Annotated in this window: 20 protein-coding genes; 11 read left to right on the top strand and 9 right to left on the bottom strand. The window is 74.4% G+C overall.

Features of this window, described 5'->3' with window-relative positions; genetic code table 11:
• Positions 1 to 7 precede the first annotated feature (7 nt).
• Complete coding sequence (locus WA788_RS24570) at positions 8 to 574, top strand: sugar O-acetyltransferase (RefSeq protein WP_335980843.1); 567 nt, start codon at positions 8 to 10, stop codon at positions 572 to 574.
• Complete coding sequence (locus tag WA788_RS24565; RefSeq protein WP_335980841.1) at positions 571 to 1,446, top strand: acyl-CoA thioester hydrolase/BAAT C-terminal domain-containing protein; 876 nt, start codon at positions 571 to 573, stop codon at positions 1,444 to 1,446. Before WA788_RS24570 ends, WA788_RS24565 begins: the two co-directional genes overlap by 4 nt.
• 7 nt (positions 1,447 to 1,453) lie before the next feature.
• Here the strand turns inward: WA788_RS24565 and WA788_RS24560 are convergent, their stop codons facing one another.
• The 3 genes from WA788_RS24560 to WA788_RS24550 form a co-directional block, all read right to left on the bottom strand.
• Positions 1,454 to 1,948: a GNAT family N-acetyltransferase gene (locus WA788_RS24560; protein ID WP_335980839.1), complete on the bottom strand. Its 495-nt coding sequence runs from the start codon at positions 1,946 to 1,948 to the stop codon at positions 1,454 to 1,456.
• On the bottom strand, positions 1,945 to 3,018 hold the full coding sequence (locus tag WA788_RS24555; RefSeq protein ID WP_335980838.1) for a LacI family DNA-binding transcriptional regulator: 1,074 nt from the start codon (positions 3,016 to 3,018) through the stop codon (positions 1,945 to 1,947). Before WA788_RS24555 ends, WA788_RS24560 begins: the two co-directional genes overlap by 4 nt.
• Positions 3,019 to 3,141: 123 nt before the next feature.
• Complete coding sequence (locus WA788_RS24550; protein WP_335980837.1) at positions 3,142 to 3,888, bottom strand: FadR/GntR family transcriptional regulator; 747 nt, start codon at positions 3,886 to 3,888, stop codon at positions 3,142 to 3,144.
• 115 nt (positions 3,889 to 4,003) lie between these two features.
• Between WA788_RS24550 and WA788_RS24545 the strand changes: the two genes are divergently transcribed.
• From WA788_RS24545 to WA788_RS24535, 3 genes are all read left to right on the top strand, one after another.
• Positions 4,004 to 5,572 carry a sialate:H+ symport family MFS transporter gene (locus tag WA788_RS24545; protein ID WP_335980836.1) on the top strand — a complete coding sequence of 523 codons (1,569 nt, stop codon included), beginning with the start codon at positions 4,004 to 4,006 and terminating at the stop codon, positions 5,570 to 5,572.
• On the top strand, positions 5,572 to 6,489 hold the full coding sequence (locus WA788_RS24540; RefSeq protein WP_335980835.1) for a dihydrodipicolinate synthase family protein: 918 nt from the start codon (positions 5,572 to 5,574) through the stop codon (positions 6,487 to 6,489). The genes WA788_RS24545 and WA788_RS24540 overlap by 1 nt, the downstream gene beginning before the upstream one ends.
• A 124-nt stretch (positions 6,490 to 6,613) precedes the next feature.
• Positions 6,614 to 7,816 (top strand): sialidase family protein, encoded by a 1,203-nt coding sequence (locus WA788_RS24535; protein ID WP_335980834.1) that lies wholly within the window; start codon positions 6,614 to 6,616, stop codon positions 7,814 to 7,816.
• 15 nt (positions 7,817 to 7,831) lie between these two features.
• Here WA788_RS24535 and WA788_RS24530 read toward each other — a convergent pair whose 3' ends face one another.
• The gene (locus tag WA788_RS24530; RefSeq protein WP_335980832.1) at positions 7,832 to 8,959 is read right to left on the bottom strand and encodes a lipid II:glycine glycyltransferase FemX; all 1,128 of its coding nucleotides are present in this window, start codon (positions 8,957 to 8,959) and stop codon (positions 7,832 to 7,834) included.
• Positions 8,960 to 9,173: 214 nt separating this feature from the next.
• On the opposite strand from WA788_RS24530, the gene WA788_RS24525 reads away from it, so the two are divergent.
• Complete coding sequence (locus WA788_RS24525) at positions 9,174 to 10,346, top strand: winged helix DNA-binding domain-containing protein (protein ID WP_335980831.1); 1,173 nt, start codon at positions 9,174 to 9,176, stop codon at positions 10,344 to 10,346.
• 24 nt (positions 10,347 to 10,370) lie between these two features.
• Here the strand turns inward: WA788_RS24525 and WA788_RS24520 are convergent, their stop codons facing one another.
• Entirely contained in the window at positions 10,371 to 12,617 is a 2,247-nt protein-coding gene (locus WA788_RS24520; protein ID WP_335980830.1) for a glycoside hydrolase family 3 N-terminal domain-containing protein, read from the bottom strand.
• 201 nt (positions 12,618 to 12,818) lie between these two features.
• Here WA788_RS24520 and WA788_RS24515 point away from each other — a divergent pair, with 201 nt between their 5' ends.
• The 5 genes from WA788_RS24515 (at position 12,819) to WA788_RS24495 (ending at position 17,896) form a co-directional block, all read left to right on the top strand.
• Positions 12,819 to 13,433 (top strand): helix-turn-helix domain-containing protein, encoded by a 615-nt coding sequence (locus tag WA788_RS24515; protein WP_335980829.1) that lies wholly within the window; start codon positions 12,819 to 12,821, stop codon positions 13,431 to 13,433.
• A gap of 422 nt (positions 13,434 to 13,855) precedes the next feature.
• The gene (locus WA788_RS24510) at positions 13,856 to 14,614 is read left to right on the top strand and encodes a GNAT family N-acetyltransferase (protein WP_335980828.1); all 759 of its coding nucleotides are present in this window, start codon (positions 13,856 to 13,858) and stop codon (positions 14,612 to 14,614) included.
• A 490-nt stretch (positions 14,615 to 15,104) separates the two neighbouring features.
• Positions 15,105 to 16,091, top strand: a complete 987-nt coding sequence (locus WA788_RS24505) for a MetQ/NlpA family ABC transporter substrate-binding protein (RefSeq protein ID WP_335980827.1) — start codon at positions 15,105 to 15,107, stop codon at positions 16,089 to 16,091.
• 34 nt (positions 16,092 to 16,125) lie between these two features.
• On the top strand, positions 16,126 to 17,235 hold the full coding sequence (locus WA788_RS24500) for a methionine ABC transporter ATP-binding protein (protein ID WP_335980826.1): 1,110 nt from the start codon (positions 16,126 to 16,128) through the stop codon (positions 17,233 to 17,235).
• Between the two features lies 1 nt (position 17,236).
• Complete coding sequence (locus WA788_RS24495) at positions 17,237 to 17,896, top strand: ABC transporter permease subunit (protein WP_335980825.1); 660 nt, start codon at positions 17,237 to 17,239, stop codon at positions 17,894 to 17,896.
• Between the two features lie 38 nt (positions 17,897 to 17,934).
• On the opposite strand, the gene WA788_RS24490 is transcribed toward WA788_RS24495, so the two are convergent.
• Genes WA788_RS24490 through WA788_RS24475 form a run of 4 tightly spaced genes read right to left on the bottom strand, consistent with a single transcriptional unit; the run spans position 17,935 to position 23,505 of the window.
• Positions 17,935 to 20,424 carry a beta-glucosidase family protein gene (locus WA788_RS24490; RefSeq protein ID WP_443034093.1) on the bottom strand — a complete coding sequence of 830 codons (2,490 nt, stop codon included), beginning with the start codon at positions 20,422 to 20,424 and terminating at the stop codon, positions 17,935 to 17,937.
• An 8-nt stretch (positions 20,425 to 20,432) separates the two neighbouring features.
• Entirely contained in the window at positions 20,433 to 21,251 is an 819-nt protein-coding gene (locus WA788_RS24485) for a carbohydrate ABC transporter permease (protein WP_335980824.1), read from the bottom strand.
• Positions 21,251 to 22,192 (bottom strand): carbohydrate ABC transporter permease, encoded by a 942-nt coding sequence (locus WA788_RS24480; RefSeq protein ID WP_335980822.1) that lies wholly within the window; start codon positions 22,190 to 22,192, stop codon positions 21,251 to 21,253. Before WA788_RS24480 ends, WA788_RS24485 begins: the two co-directional genes overlap by 1 nt.
• A 14-nt stretch (positions 22,193 to 22,206) precedes the next feature.
• Positions 22,207 to 23,505: an ABC transporter substrate-binding protein gene (locus WA788_RS24475; RefSeq protein ID WP_335980820.1), complete on the bottom strand. Its 1,299-nt coding sequence runs from the start codon at positions 23,503 to 23,505 to the stop codon at positions 22,207 to 22,209.
• Between the last annotated feature and the right edge of the window lie 219 nt (positions 23,506 to 23,724).

The following is a 23,724-nucleotide window of genomic DNA, read 5'->3' as shown; positions in this document are numbered from 1 at the left end:
GGGGGCCATGGGTGTGAACAAGGAACGCATGCTGGCCGGCGAGTGGTACATCGCGGACGACGAGGAACTGGGCGCGGACACCAGGCGGCGCGAGGAGCTGTGCCGCGCGTTCAACTCCGCGACCGGGCCCGAGCAGCGCGGGATCGTGCTGCGCGACCTGCTCGGCTCGGTCGGCGATGAGGTGCGCGTCCGCCCGCCCTTCCAGTGCGACTACGGCACCTACATCACCATCGGCCCGCGCACCTTCGTCAACTTCAACGCGGTCTTCCTCGACGCCGCCCCGATCACCATCGGCGCCGACGTCCAGATCGGCCCCAACGTCCAACTCCTCACCCCCACCCACGAACTGGACCCCGACCGCCGCCGCGCCGGCTGGGAACGCGCCCTGCCCATCACCATCGGCGACAACGTCTGGCTCGGCGGCGGCGCCATCGTCTGCCCCGGCGTCACCATCGGCGCGAACACCGTGGTCGGCGCGGGCTCCGTCGTCACCAAGGACCTCCCGCCGTCCGTCCTGGCCGTGGGCAACCCGGCCCGCATCCTCCGCCCCCTGCCCCCGCCGTCCGAAGCGTGACCTCCACCGACCCGCAGGAACGCCCCCTGCCCGCCCCGTACGACGGCGTCCTCGTGGAACCGCCCGGCGGCAGTGACGTCGGGGTCGTGGTACTGGGCGGCTCCAGCGGGCGGTTCGAGCGGGAACGCGCGCGGGTGCTCGCCCGGCAGGGCATGCGGGCCCTGGCGTTCCGCTGGTTCGGCGGGCCCGGGCAGCCGCCGGGCATCTGCGAGGTCCCGCTGGAGACGTTCACCGCGGCCGTGGATCTGCTCCGCGACGGCGGGGCGCGGCGGATCGGCGTGCTGGGGGTGTCCAAGGGCGCCGAGGCCGCGCTGCTCACCGCCGTGCACGACCCGCGGATCGACGCCGTGGTGGCGCTGTCGCCCACGGCGTGGGTCTGGTGCAACGTCGGGCCCGGGCACGACGGGCGGGACCGGCCGCAGCGCTCCTCGTGGACCTGGCGCGGGCAGCCGCTGCCGTTCGTGCCGATGGACGACAACTGGACCCGGCCCGCGGCCGGTTCGGGCCCGGTCGCGATCAGGGGCTGGTACGAGCTGAGCGAGCGGACCGACGCGCACCTGCTGCCGGCCGCCGGGATACCGGTGGAGCGGGCTCGCGCCGACCTGCTGCTCGTCGCGGGCGGCGACGACGCGATGTGGCCCTCGCACCGCTACGCGGAGATCCTGACCGTACGCCGCAGACGGGCCGGACTGCCGGTGCGGCTGGTCGCCCGGCTGGACGCGGGGCACCGGCCGGTGCTGCCCGGGGAGGCGCCGCCCGCGGCCTCCCCGCACTTCGCCTACGGCGGGAGCGCGAGCGCCGACGCGGCGCTGGGGCGGGCCGCGTGGCCGCACATCCTCGCCGCGCTCACCGGTACCGGCGCCGCGGGCTGAGGCGGTGTCAGGGGAGGGGGCGGTGGAAGGCGGTGGCGGGTTTGTGGTTGAGGGTGAGGGGGGTGGTGGGGCGGAAGGCGTTGCGTTCGAGGACGGCGCGGGAGGCGGGGTTGTCGTCGGTGACGCGTGCGGTGAGGGCGGTGAGGGCGTAGGCGGTGGCGGCGAGGTGGCAGATCTCGCGGACGGCGGCGGTGGCGAGGCCGCGGCCGGCGGCGTGCTGGGCGATGCGGTAGCCGAGCTCGGCGGAGCGCTCGGGGGTGACGCGGTAGAGGTTGACGCGGCCGGCGACGTCGCCGTGCGGGGTGAGCAGGACGTGCGGGTAATCCTCGCCGGCGGCCTGGAAGGCGAGGAGCTGGGCGAAGTGGGCGTCGAAGTCGGCGAAGAACGCGTCGCCGCGGTCGGGTACCCAGGCGGCGAAGTACGCCCGGTTCTCGCGCTCGAAGGCGAGCACGGCGGTGGCGTGTTCGGGCCGCAGCGGCTGGAGGCTGAACGGTTCGCTCACCCGGCGCCCCCCGGCGCCGGACCGGTGGAGCCGCGCAGCACCAGCTCGGTGGCCAGCTCCACATGCAGGGTCTCCACGGTGTGCTGCTCCAGCAGCCGCATCAGCAGCGAGACCGCCATCCGCCCCATCTCCTCCAGGGGTTGGCGCACCGTCGTCAGCCGCGGCACCGTACTGCGGCTCAGGTCGATGTCGTCGAAGCCGGTGATCGACAGGTCCGCCGGCACCGCCAACTCCCGTTCGTACGCCGCCCGCAGCGCGCCGACCGCGGCCTTGTCGTTGAACGCGACCAGCGCGGTGGGGCGTTCGGGCAGGTCGAGGAGTTCGCAGGCCGCGGCGTAACCCCATCCGGCGGTGGGCTCGATCGAGCGGACCAGCTCGGGGGAGGGCAGCACGCCCGCGTCCGCGAGCGCCGACGTGTGGCCCGCCAGGCGGGACTTGGAGACCAGCCAGTCGCTCGGCCCGCCGATCACCCCGATCCTGCGGTGCCCCAGCTCCACCAGGTGCGCGGTGACGCTGCGGGCCGCGGTGAGGTTGGCCGCCGACACCGACGCGATGTCCCGCGGCAGCGGCGTGCGCGGATCGATCACCACGAACGGGAAGTCCTTCGCCCGCAGCGCCTCCAACTCCCGCTCCGGCTCCGGCGGGACGATCAGCAGCGCCCCCGCGATGCCCGGGTCGTCCGGCAGCGAGGGCAGCACCTGGGTGGCCCGCGCCGCGTCGCCCGCGCTGAGCACCAGCCGCCGCCCGTGCAGGTCCACCGCCTCGGCGACCGACGAGACGATCACCCCGAAGTAGTCGGTGAGCACGTACGGGCAGCGGACGTAGATCGCCCCGGTCGCACTGCCGCGCCGGGCCGGCGCCTGCGCGCCCAGCCGGGCCACCGCCCGCCGCACCCGGCTCTCGGTGTCGGGCGCGACCCGCACCTGCCCGTTCATCACCCGCGAGACCGTCGCGATCGACACCCCCGCCTCGGCCGCGATCGCCCGGACCGTCGCCCGGCCGGTGCCGGTGCCGGTGCCCGTGCCCCCGCCTCCGGCCCCGCCGCCTGCGTTACCGCTCCCGCTCGCCACGCGTTACACCCTCCCGTTTCGCCCGGGCAGCGTAACCCCCTTGTCCGCGAGCCCACCAGGGTGCGCCGGCCGTTTCACCGCGTTACACGCGTCGGCGCGCACCCGGCCGCACCGCGCCGGGCCTCACGCCGGGCGGGCCCGGTCCACCGCCCACTGCTCGGTGCGGGCGATGACGTCCGCGAAGTGCTCGGCGATGGCGGCCGCCGCCGCGTCCGCGTCGCGCGAGCGCAGCGCGGCCAGCACCGTGCGGTGCTGGCGCACCACCTGCTCGTGGTCGGTGCGCGCCTTGCCCACCTCGCCTTCGAGCTGCCGGTACACCCCCCAGAACAGCGCGATGAGCTGGAGCGCCAGCGCGTTGCCGAGCGGCTCGTAGAGCAGTTCGTGGAAGCGCCGGTCGTGGTCGGCGCGGGCCGCGGCGCCGTCGGCGGCCAGCGCGTCCAACTCCGCCTGGAGCCGGTCGAGATCGGCGCCGGACAGCTCGACGGCCGAACGCCGGATCAGCCCGCTCTCCAGCAGCGCCCGCACCTCCACGATGTCGCGCAGCGCGCCGGGGTGCTCGCGCCGCACCGCCAGCCGCGCGTGGAAGAGCAGCCCGGGCGCCATGGACAGCAGCTGCGCGGTGCCGACGTAGGTGCCGTAGCCGTGCCGGACGTCCACGATGCCCAGCGCCTGAAGGCCCTTGAGCGCCTCGCGCACCGAGTTCCGGCTGACCCCCAGGGCCCGCATCAGCTCCGGCTCGGGCGGCAGCGCGTCCCCCGGGTCGAGGTCCAGCTCGACGATCAGGTCGGTGATCCGGTCCTGGACCGAGGGCTGCCGGCCGCGGGCGCGCGGTGCGTCCTTCGGTGCGAGGGGCTTGCGCTCAGCGGGCATGGCGCCTACGTTACCGGGACCGTAGGACGTCGGACGTCCTACGTCCAACCTCATCGGAGGACCCGGCCCCGCTCCGAGTCCGCCGTCCCAGCCCGCTCCCGAGGAGGAGAGCCGCATGAGCCGCTCGACGGCCCCACCCCTGCGCTGGCGCGCGGAGCTGTCCGGCCAGGACTGGAAGGCGTTCACCGCGGCCTGGCTGGGCTACGCGATGGACGGCTTCGACTTCGTCCTGATCACGCTGGTCCTCACCGAGATCGCCCACGACTTCCACCTCTCCACGGTCACCGCCGCGACCCTGGTCTCCGCGGCCTTCGTCTCCCGCTGGTTCGGCGGCCTGGCCATCGGCGCGCTCGGCGACCGCTTCGGCCGCCGCCCCGCGATGGTGCTGAGCATCGCGCTGTACGCGACCGGCTCGGTGCTGTGCGGCTTCTCCTGGGGCTACTGGTCGCTCTTCGCCTTCCGCATGGTCGTCGGCCTCGGCATGGCCGGCGAGTACGGCACCAGCGTCACCTACCTCATCGAGAGCTGGCCGCGGAAACTCCGCAACACCGCCAGCGGCATGATCCTTTCGGGCTACCCGCTCGGCGGGGTGCTCGCCGCGAAGACCTACGCGTGGGTGGTGCCGCACAGCAGCTGGCGGGTGCTGTTCTGGATCGGGGTGCTGCCGGTGGTCCTGGCGATCTACCTGCGGCGCAAGCTCCCGGAGGCCGCCGAGTGGCAGCAGGCCGCCGACGCCGGGCGCCGCCCGGTCAGCGCCACCGCGATCCTCTTCGCCGCCGGCCGGCGCCGGGCGGCCAACATCGTGCTCTGCCTGGTGGCCGCGGTCGCGCTCGTCGCGGTGCTGCGCGGGCAGGACACGGCCGTCACGCTCGCGCTCGTCGCGGTGGTCACCGCCTGCTTCGTCACGCTGACCGTCCAGTTCGCCGGGCGGCTGTGGCCGGTGGTGGTCGCGCTGATGGTCACCGTGTTCTGCGCGTTCCTGTACTCCTGGCCGCTCCAGGCGCTGCTGCCGACCTACCTGAAGACCTCGCTGCACTACAGCCCGGACCAGGTCTCCGACGCGCTGCTGTACGCGGGCTGCGGCTACGCGGTCGGCTCCGTGCTCAGCGGCTACCTCGGGGACCGGTTCGGCACGCGGATCGCGTACACCGGGATGCTGACGGCCTCGCTCGCCTTCGTGGTGCCGGTCTTCGCCCTCGGTTCGGGCCACACCGTGTGGATGTGGGTGCTGCTGTTCCTGCTGGTCGGCACCGGCTCGGGCGGCTCCGGGGTGCTGCCGAAGTACGTCAGCGACCACTACCCGCTTCAGATGCGGGCGGCGGCGCTCGGCTTCAGCTACAACGTCGGCGCGCTCGGCGGCGCCGCGGCCCCGATCCTCGGTGCGAAGCTCGCCAAGCCCCTCAGTCTGGGTACCTCGATCGCCGTGCTCGGCGTGGCGCTCACCGCGCTCGTCGTCCTGCTGGTCGGATGCGACGTACCGGCCCGGGTGCAGGCGGCCGCGGACCGGCGGGCGGAACGCGCCGGGCTGCCCCCGCGCGAGGGCCCGGCCCCGCGCCACGGCCCGGCCGCGGACACCGGCCCGGCGGCCGTCGCCGCACCGCCAGGACCTCCCGCACCGCCCGCACCACCACCCGCCGCCGGCAACGGCGCCGGCCCCGACCCCGACACCTCGAAGAGGACCTGATGTTCCACGGAGTCGTCCCTCCCCTGTGCACCCCGCTGACCGACGACGGGGACGTGGACACCGCGTCGCTGGAGCGGCTCGCCGCCTTCCAGCTCGACGCGGGCGTGCACGGCCTGTTCGTCGGCGGCTCCACCGGGGAGATCGCCCAACTGACCGACACCGCACGGGACACCGCGCTGCGCACGGTCGTCGGCACCGCCGCCGGGCAGGTCCCGGTGCTCGCCGGGGTGATCGACACCGGGACGCTGCGCGTGCTGGACCACGCCCGGCGCGCGGCGGCGATCGGCGCCGACGCGGTCGTGGCCACCGCGCCCTTCTACGTCGGCGTCACCGAGCCGGAGGTGCGCGCCCACTTCGCACTCCTGCACGCCGCGCTCGACGTGCCGCTGGTCGCCTACGACATCCCGGCCAACACCCACGTCAAGCTGTCGCCCGCCCTGCTGGTGGGCCTCGCCCAGGACAAGGTGATCGCCGCGGTCAAGGACTCCTCCGGCGACCTGGAAGGCTTCCAACGGGTGCTCGACGGCACCGCGGGCAGCGGCGCCGGGTGCCTGACCGGCTCCGAGACGCTCGCCGACCTCGCGATGGAGCGCGGCGCGGACGGGATCGTGCCCGGCCTCGGCAACGTCGACCCGCACGGCTACGTACGGCTCTACGAGGCGGCGCGGCGCGGGGACCTGGCCGCCGCGCGGGCCGAACAGCGGCGGCTCACCGAGCTGTTCGGGATCATCGAGGTGCCCGACCGGGGGCGGATCGGGCGGATGTCCGCCGCCCTGGGCGCGTTCAAGGCGGCGCTCGTGGCCCGCCGCGTCATCCGCTCCGGCCGCACCCTGCCCCCGCTGCTGCCCCTCACCCCGGAGGAGGCGGCCGCCGTCGCCGCCCGGGTCGGCGCCGCGGAACTGGGCCCGGTCGGATAGCCGGGCGGCGGCCGGAGCACCCCACGAAACAGCGGCACGGAAAGCAGCACCGGCGGACCGTTCGGAGCAGCCGTTCACACAGGTTGTTCGGAGAACACGTTGTTCGGAGAAGAGGAGACCGCGCATGTCGTTCAGCCGCCGCAGGCTCGTCGTACTGCCGCTCGCCGCCGGAGCACTCGGCTTCGCCGGGCTGTCGACGCGGGCCGCCGCCGCGGAGGGCGGCCCGACCGCTCCGGCGCCCGGGACCACCGTGTTCACCTCCGGCGCGGACGGCTACGCCGTCTACCGCATCCCCGCCGTGGTCCGCACGGTGCGCGGCACCCTCGTGGCGTTCGCCGAGGCGCGCAGCGGAAGCGCGGACAGCGCGCGGACCGTGGTCGTCGCCAAGCGGTCGGCCGACGGCGGCCGCACCTGGGCCGCGCAGGCGGTGGTCGCGGGCGACGGCAGCGACACCCACGGCAACCCGGCCCCCGTGGTGGACCCGCGCACCGGCCGTATCACTCTGCTGACCTGCACCAACGGCGCCGGGGTGACCGAGGCGCAGATCATGTCCGGCCAGGCGTCCGCGGCGGACGGCCGCAGGGTGTGGGTGCAGCACAGCACGGACGACGGGCGGACGTTCACCGCGCCGCGCGAGATCACCGCCACCGCCAAGCACCCGGACTGGCGCTGGTACGCCACCGGCCCCGGCCACGCGATCGCGCTGACGGCCGGCCGCCACCGCGGCCGCCTCGTGGCACCCGCGAACCACTCGGTGCCGCCGCCCGCCGGCTCCGCGGACACCGGCACCGAGGCGAAGTACTACGGCGGGCACTGCCTGCTCAGCGACGACGGCGGCACCACCTGGCGGATCGGGTTCCTCGACGACACCCCCGACGGCGTGGTCAACGCCAACGAGACCGCCGCCGCCCAACTGCCCGACGGCACCGTCTACTTCAACGCACGCAACCAGAACGGCAGCGCGCCCGGTGTCCGGGTCGACGCCCGCAGCGCGGACGGCGGCGCACACCTGGAGCAGCCGTACGCGCCCCAACCGGGCCTGGCCGGACCGGTGGTGCAGGGCAGCCTGCTGCAACCCGCCGCCGGGCCACTGCTGTTCGCCGGGCCGGCCGACCCCGACGCCCGCGCCGCCATGGCGGTCCGCGCGAGCACCGACGGCGGCCGGACCTGGACGGAGGTGTTGACCCTGTCCCCGCTCCCCGCCGCCTACAGCGACCTGGTGCAGACCGGCCCCGGCGAGGTCGGCCTGCTCTACGAGACCGGTGCGGCAAGCGCGTACGAGCGGATCGCCTTCGCCCGGCTGCGCCTGGCCGAACTGCGGCCGTAGCGCGGGGACTTGCCGTCAGCGGCGGGAGAGGTACGCGTCCAGGGCGCGGTGCAGCACCCGGTTGACCGGGAAGTCCCACTCGCCGAGGTTCTCGCACGCCTCGCCGCCCGCACCCGACTTGAAGCGCAGCAGCCCCACGTGCGGGTCGTCCGGGTCGACGGTGTCCGTGATGCCGCGGAAGTCGTAGACGGACGCGCCCAGTTCGCAGGCGTCCCGGATCATCTGCCACTGGATCGCGTTGTTCGGCTGCACCTCGCGCCGCAGCACCGCGGAGGCGCCGTAGGAGTACCAGACGTGCCCGCCGACCGTCAGCATGGTCGCCGCCGCCAGCACGTCGCCGTCGTGCGCGGCGAGGTAGAGCCGCATCCGGTCCGGGTGCTCGGCGGTCAGGGCGTCCCACATCCGCCGGAAGTACGGCAGCGGGCGCGGCAGGAAGCCGTCGCGCGCCGCGGTCCCGACGTACAGCCGGTGGAACTCCGGGAGGTCCCCGGCGTCGCCGCGGACCACTTTCACTCCGGCGTTCTCCGCCTTCCTCACGTTGCGCCGCCACTGCTGGCTGAAGCCGCGCAGCAGGTCCTGTGGGGCCCGGTCCGCGACCGGCAGCCGCCACACGAACCGCGGCTGGCCCGCGCCGAAGCCGTCCGCGCCGGTCCTGGCCGGCCGCCAGCGCGCCGCCCGCAGCCGCGCCGCCACCTCGCCGGCCCGCGGGTCCTGCCACGTCGGCGCCGCCTGGCCCAACCGGGTGATGCCCGGGTCGGCGATCGCGGCCTTGACCGCCGCCGCGTCCCAGGTGCGCGCCTCCACCCGCGGCCCGACGCGCACCGCGAAGGCGCCCTGCGCCCGGCAGTGCGCCACCAGCGGCGCCAGCCACCGGTCCAGGTCGGCTGCGTGCCAGTCGATCACCGGGCCCTCGGGCAGGTACGCCAGCGACCGCCGCACCCCCGGCAGCGGCCGGTACAGCACCAGACCCACCCCGACCAGCTGCCCCGCGGCGTCCGACCATCCCAGGCTCTCCGCCCGCCAGTCCGGTTTCACCCCGCCCCACGCCGGCATCTGCGTATGGCTGGCGCCGCCCCGCGCCGCCACGAACTCCAGATGCCGCCGGGTGCTGATCGGTGCCACGGTGTACGTCGTCGATGCCATCAGGGAACTCAGCCGCCCTTCGTCTGCGCGGGCGGCCTCGCGGGAGGCGCCGCGCGTCAACGTGTCGCGCCGGTCCCCGCAGCGTACGACGGCCCCGGCGGCCCGGCTCGGCGGCGCGGACCGGCGATAGGTCGCGGCGGCCGGGTGCCGCGGCCGGCCGCACCGGCCCGGTGCGGGCCGTACCGCCCTCGCGCCGGCGCGGCATAATCCCTGGATGGGCATCACCGCGCGGCAGCTCACCCTGGCCACCCTGGACCGCCAACTCCTGCTCCGGCGCGAGCCGTTGGACGTGGCCGAGGCGGTGCGCCGGATATGCGCCGCGCAGGCGCAGGCTGCCGCGTCGCCGTATCTCGCGCTGTGGAACCGGGTGAGCGGCTTCGCGCCGGACGACCTCGATGCGGCGTTCGCGCAGGGCCGGGTCGTCAAGGCGAGCTTGATGCGGATCACGCTGCACGCCGTGCACGGCGCGGACTACGCGGACTGCCATGCCGCGATGCGCGCCAGTCTGCGGGGGGCGCGGGTGTACGACCGCCGCTTCACCTCGGCCGGGCTGACCGCGGCCGACGCCGACGGGCTGCTCGTGGAGCTGCCCGGGCTGCTGGCGGGACCGCGGACCGGCGCGCAGATGGAGGAGGAGCTCGGGCGGCGGTTCGGGGCGGGCGCGCAGCGCCTGTGGTGGGCGCTGCGCACGTACGCGCCGCTGCACCATGTGCCGACCGGCGGCCCGTGGGCGTTCCGGCTGCCGAACACCTACCGCGCGGCCCCGGCGGCCCCTTCGACGGACCCCGGCCCTGACCTCGGCCCGGAGGCCGGCGCGGACACCGCCGAGGACGCGGCGGTGCAGCGGCTGCTGCTGGCCTACCTGCGGGCCTTCGGCCCGGCGACGGCGCGCGACTTCGCCCGGTTCACGCTGCTGACCAGCCCCGTGGTGCGCCGGGCGCTGGACCGGCTCGGGGAGCGGGTGGTGCCCGTGGCGGGCCCGGACTCCGGCGCCCTGCTGGACCTGGCGGACGCCACCGTGCCCGAGCCGGACACGCCCGCCCCGCCGCGGCTGCTGCCGATGTGGGACAGCGTGCTGATGGCCTACGCCGGACACGGCCGGATCGTCCCCGAGGAGTACCGCCCGCTGATCGTCCGCCGCAACGGCGACACCCTGCCGACCCTGCTGGTGGACGGGCAGGTCGCCGGGGTCTGGCGGGCCGTGGACGGCGGGGTGGAGCTGACCGCCTTCCGCCCCCTCCGCGCAGCCCGGTGGCGCGCGCTGACCGAGGAGGCCGAGCGGCTGTCGGCGCTGCTCGCCGACCGCGAACCGGCCGTCTACAGCCGCTACCGGCACTGGTGGGACAAGGGCTTCCCCGCCGACCGCACCACCGTCGTCACGCCCTGACCCCACTGCCCGCCCGGCGAGCGGTCACACGAGGGTCAGGGCGAGGCGCCGGGTGCGCTGCGAGTCGCCGCCCACGTGGACATCGATCCGGCCGGGCTCCAGGACCAGCGCGCCGGTGTCGTCGGCGAGGAAGCCGAACTCGGCCGCGCCCAGCGAGAAGACCACCTCGGTGCGCTCGCCCGCGCCGAGCGCGACCCGCCGGAAGCCGCGCAGCTCGCGCACCGGCCGCACCACGGAGGCGACCGGGTCGTGCAGATAGAGCTGCACCACCTCGTCACCGTCGCGCGCACCGGTGTTGGCGACCGGCACGGCGACCTCGACCCGCGCCCCGGCCAGCAGGTCGGCCACCGCGACGCTGCCGGCCGCGGTGGTCGGCGCGCCGACCTCGAAGGAGGTGTAGGACAGGCCGTGCCCGAAGGGGAAGCGCGGCCCGTACGGCTGGTCGAGGTAGCCGGTGACGTAGGGCTTCGCCGGGTCGGCGGGGTCCGCCGGGCGGCCGGTGTTCTCGTGGTTGTAGTACAGCGGGAGCTGCCCGACCGAGCGGGGCAGCGTCACCGGTAGCTTGCCGCCGGGGTTGACGTCGCCGAACAGGACGTCGGCCAGCGCCGGCCCGGCCTCGAGGCCGCCGTGCCAGGCGAGCAGCACCGCGGGGGCCCGCTCGATCCAGCGCTCGGTGACCAGCGGGCGCCCGGCGACCACGACCACCGCGAACGGCCGCCCGGTGGCCGCGACCTGCGCGATCAGCTCCTCCTGCCCGCCCGGCAGCGTGATGTCGGCGCGCGAGGACGCCTCCCCGCTGAGCGCGGCCTGTTCGCCGACGACCACCAGCGCCATGTCCGCCGCGCGCACCGCCTCGACGGCCGCCGCGCCGCCGGCGGCGTGCTCGATCCGCAGCTCCGGCGCCGCCGCCCGCAGCGCCGCGAGCACGCTCACCGCGGGGAAGCGCCGCTCGCCGGGACCGGACCAGGTGCCGTGCAGGTCGGCGGAGTCCGCGTACGGGCCGACCACCGCGAGCGAGCCGCCGCCGCTGCGGTCCAGCGGCAGCACCCCGCCGTCGTTCTTCAGCAGCACCGCGCAGCGCGCCGCGGCCCGCCGCGCCGCCGCCCGGCTCTCCGCGGTCGGCCCGGCGATCTCCGCCGCCTCGTCGGTGTACGGGTCGTCGAAGAGGCCGAGCCGGGCCTTCAGGCGCAGCACCCGGCGGACCGCGTCGTCCAGCCGGCCCTGGCCGACCAGCCCCGCGGCCAGCAGCGCGGGGCCGTGGTCGCCCACGTGGGTGCCGGCCATCTCCATGTCCAGGCCCGCGCCCAGCGCCAGGCGGGCCGCGTCGGCGCCGTCGGCCGCGAAGCCGTGCACGATCAGCTCGTCCACGCCGCCCCAGTCGCTCACCACGACCCCGTCGAAGCCCCACTCGTCCTTCAACACGCCCTGGAGCAGCGGGCGGTTGGCGTGCGAGGGCACCCCGTTGACGGTGTTGAACGCCGCCATCGCCGTGGCCGCCCCGGCCCGTACCGCCGCCGCGAACGGCGGCAGGTAGACGTTGCGCAGCCGGCGCGCGGACAGGTCCACGGTGTTGTAGTCGCGGCCGCCCTCCACCGCGCCGTACCCGGCGAAGTGCTTCGCGCAGGCCGCGAGCCGGTCGCCCCCGTACAGGTCCGCGCCCAAAGCGGCGTCCGGGGCGCCGCCCGCGTCGGCGCGCAGGAGGTCGCCGAGGTCGCCGCTCGCGCCGTCGTACCCCTGCTCGGCGGCGGTGCCCTGGTAGCCGTGCGTCTTCGCCGCCGCGAACCGCGCGGTCAGGTAGGTGTCCTCGCCGCAGCTCTCCGCGATCCGGCCCCAGCGCGGCTCGCGCGTCACATCCATCATCGGCGCGAACGTCCAGTGCAGGCCGTTGCTCCGGGCCTCCCGCGCCGAGGTCCGCGCGTCCGCGACCGCCACCTGCGGGTCGAAGCTCGCGGCCTGCGCCAGCGGCACGGGGAACGTCGTCCAGTAGCCGTGGATCACGTCGAACCCGAAGAGCAGCGGGATACCGAGCCGGGACTCCTCCACGGCCAGCTTCTGGAGCGCGTTGGTGTGCGCGGCGCCCACCAGGTTGAGCACCGAGCCGAGCCGACCCTCGCGCGCGGCGGCCTCCGCCAGGTGGTTCTGGCCGCCGCCCGGACCGGTGTCGCCGTTCCACGCGAGCTGCTGGAGCTGGCCGAACTTCTCCGCCGGGGTCATCTGCGCCAGCAGGTCCTCGATGAGGGCGGTGTGCCGGTCGGTCGGATGCTGTGCCATGGGTGTGCGGGCTCCCCGGGTCGATGGTGCGGCGGTGCGGTCGTGCGGTCGTGCGGGCGTGCGCTCGTGCGGTGGTGCGGTGCCGCCGCGTACCAGGTCAGGGACGAGGACGCCGCCGGTCCGACGATAGTGCGCGGGACTGTCCGCCGTACGGCAGGGCACCGCGCCGCGCGGCGGAACTTGACAAACGGCGTTGCCGGGATGGCACATACGGATATGGCCGAACTGCACGAAGTCCTCGCCGAAGTGGGCCCCCGGCTGCGCAGCCTGCGCCACGCCCGCACCTTCACCCTCGCCCGGGTCGCCGAGGAGACCGGCATCTCGCTGAGCACCCTGTCCCGGCTGGAGTCCGGCCGCCGCAAACCCACCCTCGAACTGCTGCTGCCGCTGGCCAAGGCGTACGGCGTGCCCCTCGACGAACTGGTCGGCGCGCCCGCGACCGGCGACCCGCGCATCCACCCGCGGCCCTTCACCCGCCACGGCCAGACCTACGTGCCGCTGACCCACTACCTCGGCGGGCTGCACGCCTACAAGCAGATCATGCCGGTCCGGCCGGGCGGCCCCGACCCGGACAGCCCGCTGGAGCAGCGCACCCACGAGGGCTACGAGTGGCTCTACGTGCTCTCCGGCCGGCTCCGGCTCGCCCTCGGCGACCGCGACGTGATCCTCACCGCGGGCGAGGCGGCCGAGTTCGACACCCGCACCCCGCACGGCTTCGCCAACGCCGGTGACCGGCCGGTGGAGTTCCTCGCCCTCTTCGGGCCGCAGGGCGAGCGCGTCCACCTGCGCGCCCGCTCCGTGCCGGGCTCCTCCTGACACCGGGGGCGCCGGAGGGTCCCGTGGGGTCCGACGCGCCCTCAAGGTTCCCGCCCCCGCCCCGCACCACCGCACCACGGCCCGGCGGAAAACCTGTTGCGCCCGGCGGGGGCGCCCTGGCAGAGTCGGCCCCGCCCGCGGCCGTGACGGCCCGGGTGCTCGCACGCAACGCTCTCACGGTGGGGAACGAAGTCCATGGTTCCGGCGTCCCGCAGCGGCCGCCGTACGCACGCAACGGTCCGCGGCGCCGCCGCCCGTTCGTGCCGCGCGCTCTGACGTACGCGGCCTGCCACCGCGGTGCCCCGGGCACCGCCGGTCGCCCTCGCGCGGGGGCGGCCCGCCCCGCGCCCCCCGCCGGCGCCGTACCCGCGGCAGCCCGGGACCGGCGCACCACCCACGTTCCGTGAGGCCACACCACCACCATGCGCACCCCTGTGCAGAGCTTCGCCGTCGCCAACCTCCGCCGCCGCCCCGAGGCCGTGGCGACCGGCGGGTTCGTCGCGGGCTTCGACCCCGCCACCACCAGCCCCTTCGTCAACTACGCCACCCCGCTGCCCGGCGCCGAGCCGACCGCTGCGGACGTCGCGGCGCTGGTCGCCGCCTTCCGCGGCCGCGGGCTCACCCCGCGGCTGGAGTTCGCGCCCGACAGCGCGCCCGCGGTCGAACCCGCGCTGCGCGCCGCCGGGTTCGGCACCGAGGCGGTGCACACGTACCTGGTCTGCGAGCCGGGCACGCTGACCGTGCCGCCGCCGTCCGACGCCGGGTTCGCCGTCGCGGTGCCCACCGCCGAGCCGGAGTACACGGCGATCGACGCGGCACTGGCCGAGGCGTTCACCGGGGAGTCCACCGCCTCGCCGGAGGGCGCCGCGCGGCTGCGGCGCCTCCAGGACGGCGGGGGAGCGGTGCGGTACGCGCGCACCGCCGACGGCGGCTGCGCCGGCGCCGCGTCCTGCTCCCCGCCCGCGGTCGGCACCGCGGAGGTGGCGGGCATCGGCACCCGCCCCGCCTTCCGCTGCCGCGGTGTCGGCGCGGCCGTCACCGCCGCCGTCGCCGCGGCGATGTTCGAACAGGGCGCCGCCTCGGTGTGGTTGGAGTACTCCGGCGACGACTCCCGCCGCGTCTACGAACGCCTCGGCTTCACCCCGCAGGGCACCCGCCTCTACCTGACCCTGGAGGAGTAGCCGCACCGGTAGGGGGCGGGGCCGCCCGCGGGCGGCCCCGCCCGTTTCCCGTGACCGCACCGTGTTGCTGGACATGTCCATTGCCACCCCGCGGTGCTGTTAGGGTGATCGGCATGGACACCGCACTGCTGACGACTCGACGCGTCATCGACTATGCGCGTGTCGCCAGCTGCCTGTGTCCCTGACCGGCAGCCGAAGCGGACCGCGCGGGCAGGCATCAGCCTCCTGATCCGGGTCCGCCCGTGCCCTGTGCACCACGCCCCGCCGAAGGACCCGTACGGTCCGCGGCCCGCGCGGGTGCGCCCGGCGCCGTAGTCCGGTCTGCCGAACCCCCGTTCCGCGCGTTCCGCGCCGGCGGCCATCTGCCGCCACTGGCCACCCGCCGCATGCCGCCTGCCGCCGCCGCGCGGCCGTGCCGTGCTGCCCGCGTGCCCTGAAACCGTTCCCGCCCCCGTCCGTCCGTCTCCACCGTCCCCTGGAGGGCCCCGCCATGTCCGAAACGCCTGGAACGCCGATATCCGGCGAGCCGTCGCAGCCGTCGCCGAACGAGCCGTCGAACGCCCCGCAACTGCCGCCCGCCCGCTGGAACCGGCGGCGGATCACCTGGGTGGCGTCGGCCGCCGTGGTCGTGGTCGCCGGGCTGATCGTCGGACTGGTGCTGTCCTCCGGCGGCGGCTCGGACAAGAAGACGGTGAGCATCGGCGTCACCGACGCGTCCGAGCCGTACTGGAAGACCTTCTCCGCGCTGGCGGAGAAGAAGCTCGACGTGAAGGTGAAACTGGTCAACTTCAACGACTACAGCCAGCCCAACCCGGCGCTGAAGGAGAAGCAGCTCGACCTCAACGAGTTCCAGCACATCCAGTACCTGGCGAACTACAACGTCACCGCGCACGACGACCTCCAGCCGATCGGCGCCACCGCCGTCTACCCGCTGCCGCTGTACGCGCTGAAGTACTCCTCCCCGGCGCAGCTGCCGGCCGGCGCCAAGGTCGCCATCCCCAACGACGCCATCAACGAAGCGCGCGGCCTGCTGGTGCTCCAGGCGGCCAAGCTGCTCACCCTCAAGGACGGCGGATCGGCCTTCTCCAGCACCGCCGACATCCTCACCCACAAGGTCGACGTCACCGCGCTCGACGCCTCGCAGACCGCCGGCGCGTTGCAGAGCGGCTCGGTCGCGGCCGCGATCGTCAACAACAACTACGCGACCAGCGCGAAGCTCACCCAGTCCCACGTGGTCTTCCAGGACGACCCGGCCAGCGCCAGCGCCGCGCCCTACGTGAACATCTTCACCGCCCGCGCCGCCGACCAGGACAACCCCACCTACCTCAAGCTCGCCGCGCTCTACCACGACCCGTCGGTCGAGAAGGGCGTGCAGGAGGCGAACGGCGGCACCGCGGTCTTCCGCACCGTGCCCGCCGCGCAGCTGCGCACCGAGCTGGCCACGGTCCAGAAGCAGGCCGAAGCGGCGAAGAAGTAGCCGTGCGGACACGGGAGTCGGGGAGGGCGGCGGCATGACCGGCAGCGAGCCGGCCGGACGGCCGGAGCAGGCGCGGGAACGGCCGGAGCAGAGGCGGGAACGGCCGGAGGAGGTGCATGTGCGGCTGGAGCACGTACACCGGACCTTCGCGGGCAAGGGGCGGCGCGGCACCCCGTTCACCGCGCTGGACGACGTCAGCCTGGAGATCCGCCGCGGCGAGGTGTTCGGCATCATCGGCCACTCCGGTGCCGGCAAGAGCACCCTGGTGCGGCTGATCAACGGCCTGGAGGCGCCGACCTCGGGCAGCGTGCACGTCGGCGGGCACGACCTCACCGGGCTCGCCGAGCGCGAACTGCGCGGGGTGCGGCGCGACATCGGCATGGTCTTCCAGCAGTTCAACCTCTTCCGCTCCCGCACGGTGGTCGGCAACGTGGCCTACCCGCTGAAGGTCGCCGGGGTCGGGCAGCCGGACCGGGACCGCCGGGTCGCCGCCCTGCTGGACTTCGTCGGACTGCTCGACCGGGCCCGCGACCACCCCGAGCAGCTGTCCGGCGGCCAGAAGCAGCGGGTGGGCATCGCCCGCGCGCTGGCCACCGAGCCCTCGCTGCTGCTGGTGGACGAGGCGACCAGCGCGCTCGACCCCGGCACCACCGCCGAGGTGCTGGACCTGCTGCGCCGGGCCAACCGCACCCTGGGCGTCACCGTGGTGATCATCACCCACGAGCTGGACGTGATCCGCGCGGTCGCCGACCGGGTCGCGGTGCTGGACGCCGGGCGGGTGGTGGAGGAGGGCAGCGTCTACGACGTCTTCGCCCACCCGCGCAGCGACGCGGCCGTGCGGCTGCTGGGCACCGCGCTGCGCGAGCGGCCCTCGAAGGAGACCCTCGCGCGGCTGCGGCAGCGGCACCCCGGCCGGATCGTCTCGGTCCGGGTGCAGGACCGCACCGGGTTCCAGACCCGGGTGGCCCGGGCGTTCCTGGACCACGAGGTGGCCGCCGGGATCGTCTTCGGCGGCGTCGGGGAACTCCAGGAGCGGCCGGTCGGCAGCCTCACCTTCGAGCTGGTCGGCGCGCCCGCCGCGATCGACGCGGCCCTGGGCGAACTGCGGGCCGACGGCGTCGAGTTGACCGAGGAGGACGACTGAGATGCACGAGTTCGTGACCAACCTGCCGGTCTACCGCGAGGCGATCCGGCAGACCTTCTTCATCGTGCTGATCTCCACCGCGGTCGGCGGGCTGCTCGGCCTGGCGCTCGGGCTGCTGCTCTACGCGACCAGGCCCGGCAGCCTGCTGGGTAACCGCGCGGTGTTCCTCGCGGTGAACATCCTGGTCAACGTGGTGCGCCCGGTGCCGTTCGTGATCTTCCTGACGGCCATCCAGCCGCTGATGCTGCACACCATCGGCACCACGATCGGCACGAACGCGGTGACGTTCGCGCTGTCGCTGGCGGCGGCGTTCGCGGTCAGCCGGATCGTCGAGCAGAGCCTGCTGACCGTCGACCCCGGCGTCATCGAGGCCGCCCGGGCCGCCGGCGCCCGCCGGATCGGCATCCTGGTCACGGTGCTGATCCCGGAGGCGCTCGGCCCGATCGTCCTGGGCTACACGTTCATCTTCGTCGCCGTGGTGGACATGTCCGCGCAGGCGGGCCTGTTCGGCGGCGGCGGGCTGGGCGACTTCGCGATCACCTACGGCTCCCAGCGGTACAACTGGCCGATCGTGTACATCACGGTGGCGACCATCGTGGTGATCGTGCAGGCCGGGCAGTTCCTCGGCAACTGGCTGGCCCGGCGGGCGCTGCGCCGCTGACCTGAGCGCCCTGCGGCAGCGGCGCGGCGCCCGCGGGATCACACCTGCGCCACCGTGAAATGCGGGTGCAGGGCGCGGGTGTGGTCCACCGTGCGGGGCGGGCCGGTCAGCTCGCACGCGGCGGTCAGCCGGATGTCCGCGCTGGACGCGCCCAACCGCAGTTCGAGCGCGCCCGGTTCGACCACGCGGCGCCCGTCGCGCCCGGTGAACGCGGCGAGGTCGGCGGGCACGGTCAGCTCCACCCGGGCCGCCGCGCCGGGCGCGAGGTGCACCCGCCGGTAGCCGACGAGCCGCTGCTCGGGCCGGACCACGGACGCGACCGGGTCGTGCAGGTAGACCTGCACCACCTCGGTGCCCTCGCGCCGCCCGGTGTTGCGGACGGTGAAGGCGCAGCGCAGCGCGCCGTCGGTGCCCGCCCGCGGGGCGGCAGTGTCCAACTCCGTCCAGGCGAAGGAGGTGTACGCCAGCCCGTGCCCGAAGGGGTAGGCCGGGGTCGGGTCGACGTTGGACACGTCGCTGGCCTGCCCCAGCCGCGCGGTCAGATAGGTGGACGGCTGGCTGCCGGGGTGGGCCGGCACGCTCACCGGCAGCCGCCCGGACGGCTCGACCTGCCCGGCGAGCACCGCCGCGAGCGCCGCGGTGCCCATCTGCCCGGGGAAGAACGTCTGGACGACGGCGGCGGCCTCCCGCGCGGCGCGGCCGAGCGCGTACGGGCGCCCGGCGAGCAGCGTGACGACGACCGGCCGGCCGGTGTCCAGGACCGCGTCGAGCAGTTGCCGCTGCACCCCCGGCAGCGCCAGCGACTGCGCGTCGCAGCCCTCGCCGCTGGTGCCGCGGCCGAAGAGCCCGGCCCGGTCGCCGAGCGCGAGCACCACCACGTCGGCCTCGGCCGCGGCACGCACCGCGGCGGCGATGCCGCCGGTGTCGGGGGTGTCCACCGCGCAGCCGGGCGCCGAGACGATCCGGCTGCCGGCGAACTGCTCGGCCAGCGCCTCCCGCAGCGTGGGCAGTTCGATCCCCGCGGGCACCTGCGGGTGCTGCGACCCGACGTGCACCGGGAAGGAGTAGCAGCCCAGGACCGCGGTGGGCGTGTCGGCGTTGGGGCCGAGCACCGCGATGGTGCCCGGCTGCGCCAGCGGCAGGGTGCCGTCGTTGCGCAGCAGCACCACGCTGCGCTCGGCGAGCCGGCGGGCGAGGTCCTGGTTGGCGGGGGAGTCCAGGTCCACGCTGCCGCGCAGCGCCTCGACCGAGGACGCGTCCGCGTCCGTGTCCGAGCTGATGTCCGGACCGGCGTCCGGGCCGGTGTCCGGACCGGCGTCCGGGGCGCGGCCGGCCAGTACCGGCGGCACCGGGTCCCAGTCGGCGTCCAGCATGCCGAGTTGGGCCTTCTGCACCAGCACCCGGCGCACCGCGCGGTCCAGCAGCGCTTCGGGCACCCGCCCCTCGGCGACGGCCGCGAGCAGCGGCTCGCCGTACGCCTTGACGGTGGGCAGCTCGATGTCGACGCCCGCGCCGAGCGCGGCACCGGCCGCCTCCGCGAGGGTGCCGGCCACGCCGTGCAGGGTGTGGAGGAAGGCGACGCCGAAGTAGTCGGCGACGACGGTGCCGGTGAAGCCCCAGGTGTCGCGTAGAAGCCCGGTCAGCAACTGCTCGTCGGCCGCGGACGGGATGCCGTCGGTGTCGGTGTAGGCGTGCATCACCGACCGGGCGCCGCCCTCGCGCACCGCCATCTCGAACGGCGGCAGGATCACGTCGGCGCGCTCCCGGCCGCCCATGCCCACCGGCGCGAGGTTGCGGCCGGCGCGGGAGGCGGAGTAGCCCGCGAAGTGCTTGAGGGTGGCGACGACCCCGGCCGACTCCAGCCCGCGCACGTAGGCGGTGCCGATCGTGCCGACCAGGTACGGGTCCTCGCCGATGGTCTCCTCGACGCGGCCCCAGCGCGGGTCGCGCACCACGTCCAGCACCGGCGCGAGCCCCTGGTGGACGCCGACCGCCCGCATGTCGCGGCCGATCCGCCCGGCCATGGCGCCCACGAGCTCCGGGTCGAAGGTCGCCCCCCACGCCAGCGGCACCGGGTAGGCGGTGGCGCCCCAGGCGGCGAACCCGGCGAGGCACTCCTCGTGGGCGAGCGCGGGGATGCCGAAGCGGCCGGCGGCCATGATGCGGCGCTGGGTGCGCAGCAGCGACAGTGCGCCGAGCGCCGGGTCGACCGGGGCGGTGCCGAACGGCCGGGTGAGCTGGCCCAGTCCGTGCGGCAGCAGGGCGTCGAGGTCGGCGGGCGCCTCCATCTCGTGCTGGTGCGGGGCGACTTCGCCGCCTTCGGCGGAGGCGCCCACCCAGACGCCGTACAGCTGCGCGGCCTTCTCCGGCAGGGTCAGCTCGGCGAGCAGGGCGTCGGCCCTGGCCTCGGGCGGCAGCGCGGTGTCCTGCCAGCGGGGGGTGGCCCCCTGGGTGTCGGGGCGGGGCGTGTCGGTGCCGGTCGGATCGGGTCCGGGCCGGTCGGGGCGGGGCGTGGTCTGTTCGGGCACGGTGTCGGTCACTTTCCTCCGACGCCCATGAGCCCCTGTACCAGGGCACGGCGGGCGAACAGGTAGACGATGAGGATCGGCAGCATCGACAGCACCACCGCGGCCAGCAGGCCGGGGATGTCCACGCCGTGCTCGGTCTGGAAGTCGTACAGGCCCAGCGTGACCACCTTGGAGGAGTCGGACTGGGTCAGCACCAGCGGGAAGAGGAAGCCGTTCCACGCCTGGAGCGCGGAGAAGACCACGATCGTGGACAGCCCGCCCTTGGACAGCGGCAGCACCAGTTGGAGGAAGACCCGCCACTGCGGAGCCCCGTCCATGGCCATCGCCTCGTACAGGTCAGGGGTGATGTCCCGCATCGCCCCGGTCAGCACCAGCGCGCACACCGGCAGGCAGAACGCGGCGGTCGGCAGGATCACCCCGGCGAGGTTGTCGTAGAGCCCGGCGCGGTTGATCACGTAGAACATCGGCACGATCACCGCCTGCGCGGGGACCGCCAGGCCCAGCAGGAACAGCCGGAAGACGCCGGTGGTGACCCGGCCGCGGCCGCGCACGATCGCGTACGACAGCGGCGGCACCAGCAGCAGCACGATCGCCACCACCGCGGCCGTCACCAGCAGGGTGTTGAGGAAGTAGCGGCCGAAGCCGTTCGAGAAGTCCTGCGTGTAGTTGTGCAGCGTGAAGTGCGCGGGGAAGGCCAGCGGGCCGTGCGCCGCGTAGTCGCTGCGGCTGCGCAGCGTGGCCAGCAGCATGACGTACAGCGGCAGGCCGACCAGGAACAGCCAGACCAGCGAGCCGAGTCCGGCCAGGACGTTGGGGCGTCGCCTCATCACAGGCCCTCCGAACTGCTGCGCATCCGGTCGTAGCCGGAGACCCGGACCACCACCAGCGAGATGACCGTGGCGACCAGCACCAGGACCAGCGCGATCGCCGCGCCGCCGCCGAAGTCGAAGCTCTTGAACGCCTGCTGGTACATGTAGTAGGCGCTGATCGTGGTGTCGGTGCCGGGGCCGCCCTGGGTGAGGATCAGCACCGTGTCGAAGGTGGTCAGGCCGCCGACGACCATCAGGATCATCGAGGTGATCATGGTGGTGCGCAGCTGCGGCAGCGTGATGTGGAAGAACTGCCGTACGGTGCCCGCCCCGTCGACCTCCGCGGCCTGGTAGAGGACCTGCGGGATCGCGCGGGCCGCGCCCTGGTAGATCAGCGTGTGGAAGGGCGTGTACTGCCAGGCGCCGACGAAGACGAGGACGCCGATCGCGCCGGACTGCATGCCCAGCAGGTTGCCGTTGCCGAACAGCCAGCGGGCCTGCGCCGGCACCCCGAAGTTCGGGTCGAGCATCGCCCGCCACAGCACGGACACCGCGGTCGCCGACAGCAGCAGCGGCACGAAGAACACCGCCGACAGCACCGCCCGGTTGCGCTGCCGCCCGGCGGCCCACACGCCGAGCAGGATGCTCAGCGGGGTCTGCACGGCGACCCCGAGCACGGTGATCAGCACGCTCAGCCACAGGCTCTTGAGCATGGTGTGGTCGTGCAGCAGCGCCCGCCAGTTGTCCAGGCCGGCGAACTGCGGCGCGCCCAGGCCGTCCCAGTCGGTGAAGGAGAGCACCGCCACCAGCACCAGGGGCAGTACCGCGAACAGCGCGAAGAACAAGGTGGCGGGGGCCGCCCAGGCCAGGCCCGGGCGGGGCACCGCCGTGCCGGCGCGGCGGGCGCCGCGCGCGGCCTTCGGCGGCGCCACCGCGGTGGAGGTCGTGGTCGTGGTCATCTCGCGTATCCCGGTCAGGACTTCGGCAGGGACTGCATGGCCTTGATGAAGCCGTCCGTGTCGGTCTTGCCGTCGAAGAACTCCTGGACGGCGGTGTGGATGGCCGTGGTCGCCGAGGGCGGGTACGCCTGGTCCCAGGACAGTTGGAACGACGGCGCCTGCTGGACCAGCTTGAACTGGTACTTCAGATAGGCCGGGTTGGCCGCGGTGTCCAGGAACTTCGGGGTGTTGGTGGTGGTCGGCAGGTTGCCGATCGCCAGGTGCGCCTTGACGAACTCGTCGGAGTACTGGAGCTTGAGGAACTGCGCGACCGCGTCGGGGTACTTGGTCTTCTTCAGCACCGAGTAGAAGTTGTTGGTGTTGCCGACCACGTCGGCCGGGTCGCCCTTGCCGCCCTGCACGGTCGGGAAGGGGCCGTAGCCCAGGTCGCTCTTGGTGAAGTCGGGGTTGGCGTCCTGCTCGGTGGAGTACTCCCACGAGCCCATCAGCTCGAACGCGGCCTTCCCGGTGGCCAGCAGCGCCGGCGAGCCGCCGTCGGTGAACTTCACCGAGTCGTACGAACTGCCGAACGCCCCCGCGTCCACGAGCTGCTTGAGCATGCCCAGCGCCTTGCGGCTGTCCGGGCTCGCCCACACGCTCGTGTCGCCGCCGAGCGCCTTCTCGAACAGGCCCGGGCCGGCGATGCGGTCGTAGACGTACTCGAACCACATCTGGGTCGGCCACTGGTCGCCGCCGCCGAGCGCGATGGGCGTCTTGCCCTTGGCCTTGAGCGCCTTGACGTCGGCCAGCAGGTCGTCCCAGGTCTTCGGCTCGCTCAGCCCCGCGTCGGCCAGCACCTTCTTGTTGTTGAAGAGCAGCACCGGCTGGGTGCCGCGCATCGGTATCCCGTACGCCTTGCCGTCGACGACGGCGGTGTTGAACACCGACGGCAGGAAGTTGGACTTCAGCCCCGGGTCCTTGGCGATGAAGCTGTCCAGCGGCATCAGCAGCCCGGCCTTGACGAACGGCTCGATGCTGCCGGCGCCCCAGTTGTAGAAGATGTCCGGCGCCTGCTTGGTGGTGATGATCGTCTGGAGCTTCTGCTGGTAGTCCGCGCCGGGGATGGTGTCCAGCACCGCCTTGACCTTCGAGGTCTTGTTGAAGGTGGCGACGATCTGCTTCTCCACCTTGTTCGTGGCGTCGCCGTAGACCAGGACGTGGATGCGGCCCGCGCCGCCCGCCGAACTGCTGCCGCCGCAGGCCGCCAGGGACAGCCCGAGTGCGAGCACCACGCCACCGGCGGCGGCGCGAGAGAACCGAGCGCGCTTCATCATGGAGTGCCTTTCGAATGTTTCGACGGCGATGTCGAAAGTTATGCGCCGCCCAGAACGTATTGACCGCCGGGAAAGCTGGTCAACCCTCCGGTCTGCGGTTATCAAAGCGTTACGTAGCAGGGATCGGGCGTGGCGAAAGGTGCAGAGTGAGGTTTCGATCGTTTCGGAGCTGGGGGTCGATCGGGGCCCGAAAGTACGCGTCGGCTGATTACGGACATA

The sequence above is a fragment of the Streptomyces sp. CA2R106 genome (genome assembly GCF_037034245.1).
In the GTDB taxonomy this organism is placed as follows: Bacteria; Actinomycetota; Actinomycetes; order Streptomycetales; family Streptomycetaceae; genus Actinacidiphila.
Note: the sequence above shows the minus strand (reverse complement) of the source record. Positions and strands in the feature narration are given on the sequence as shown.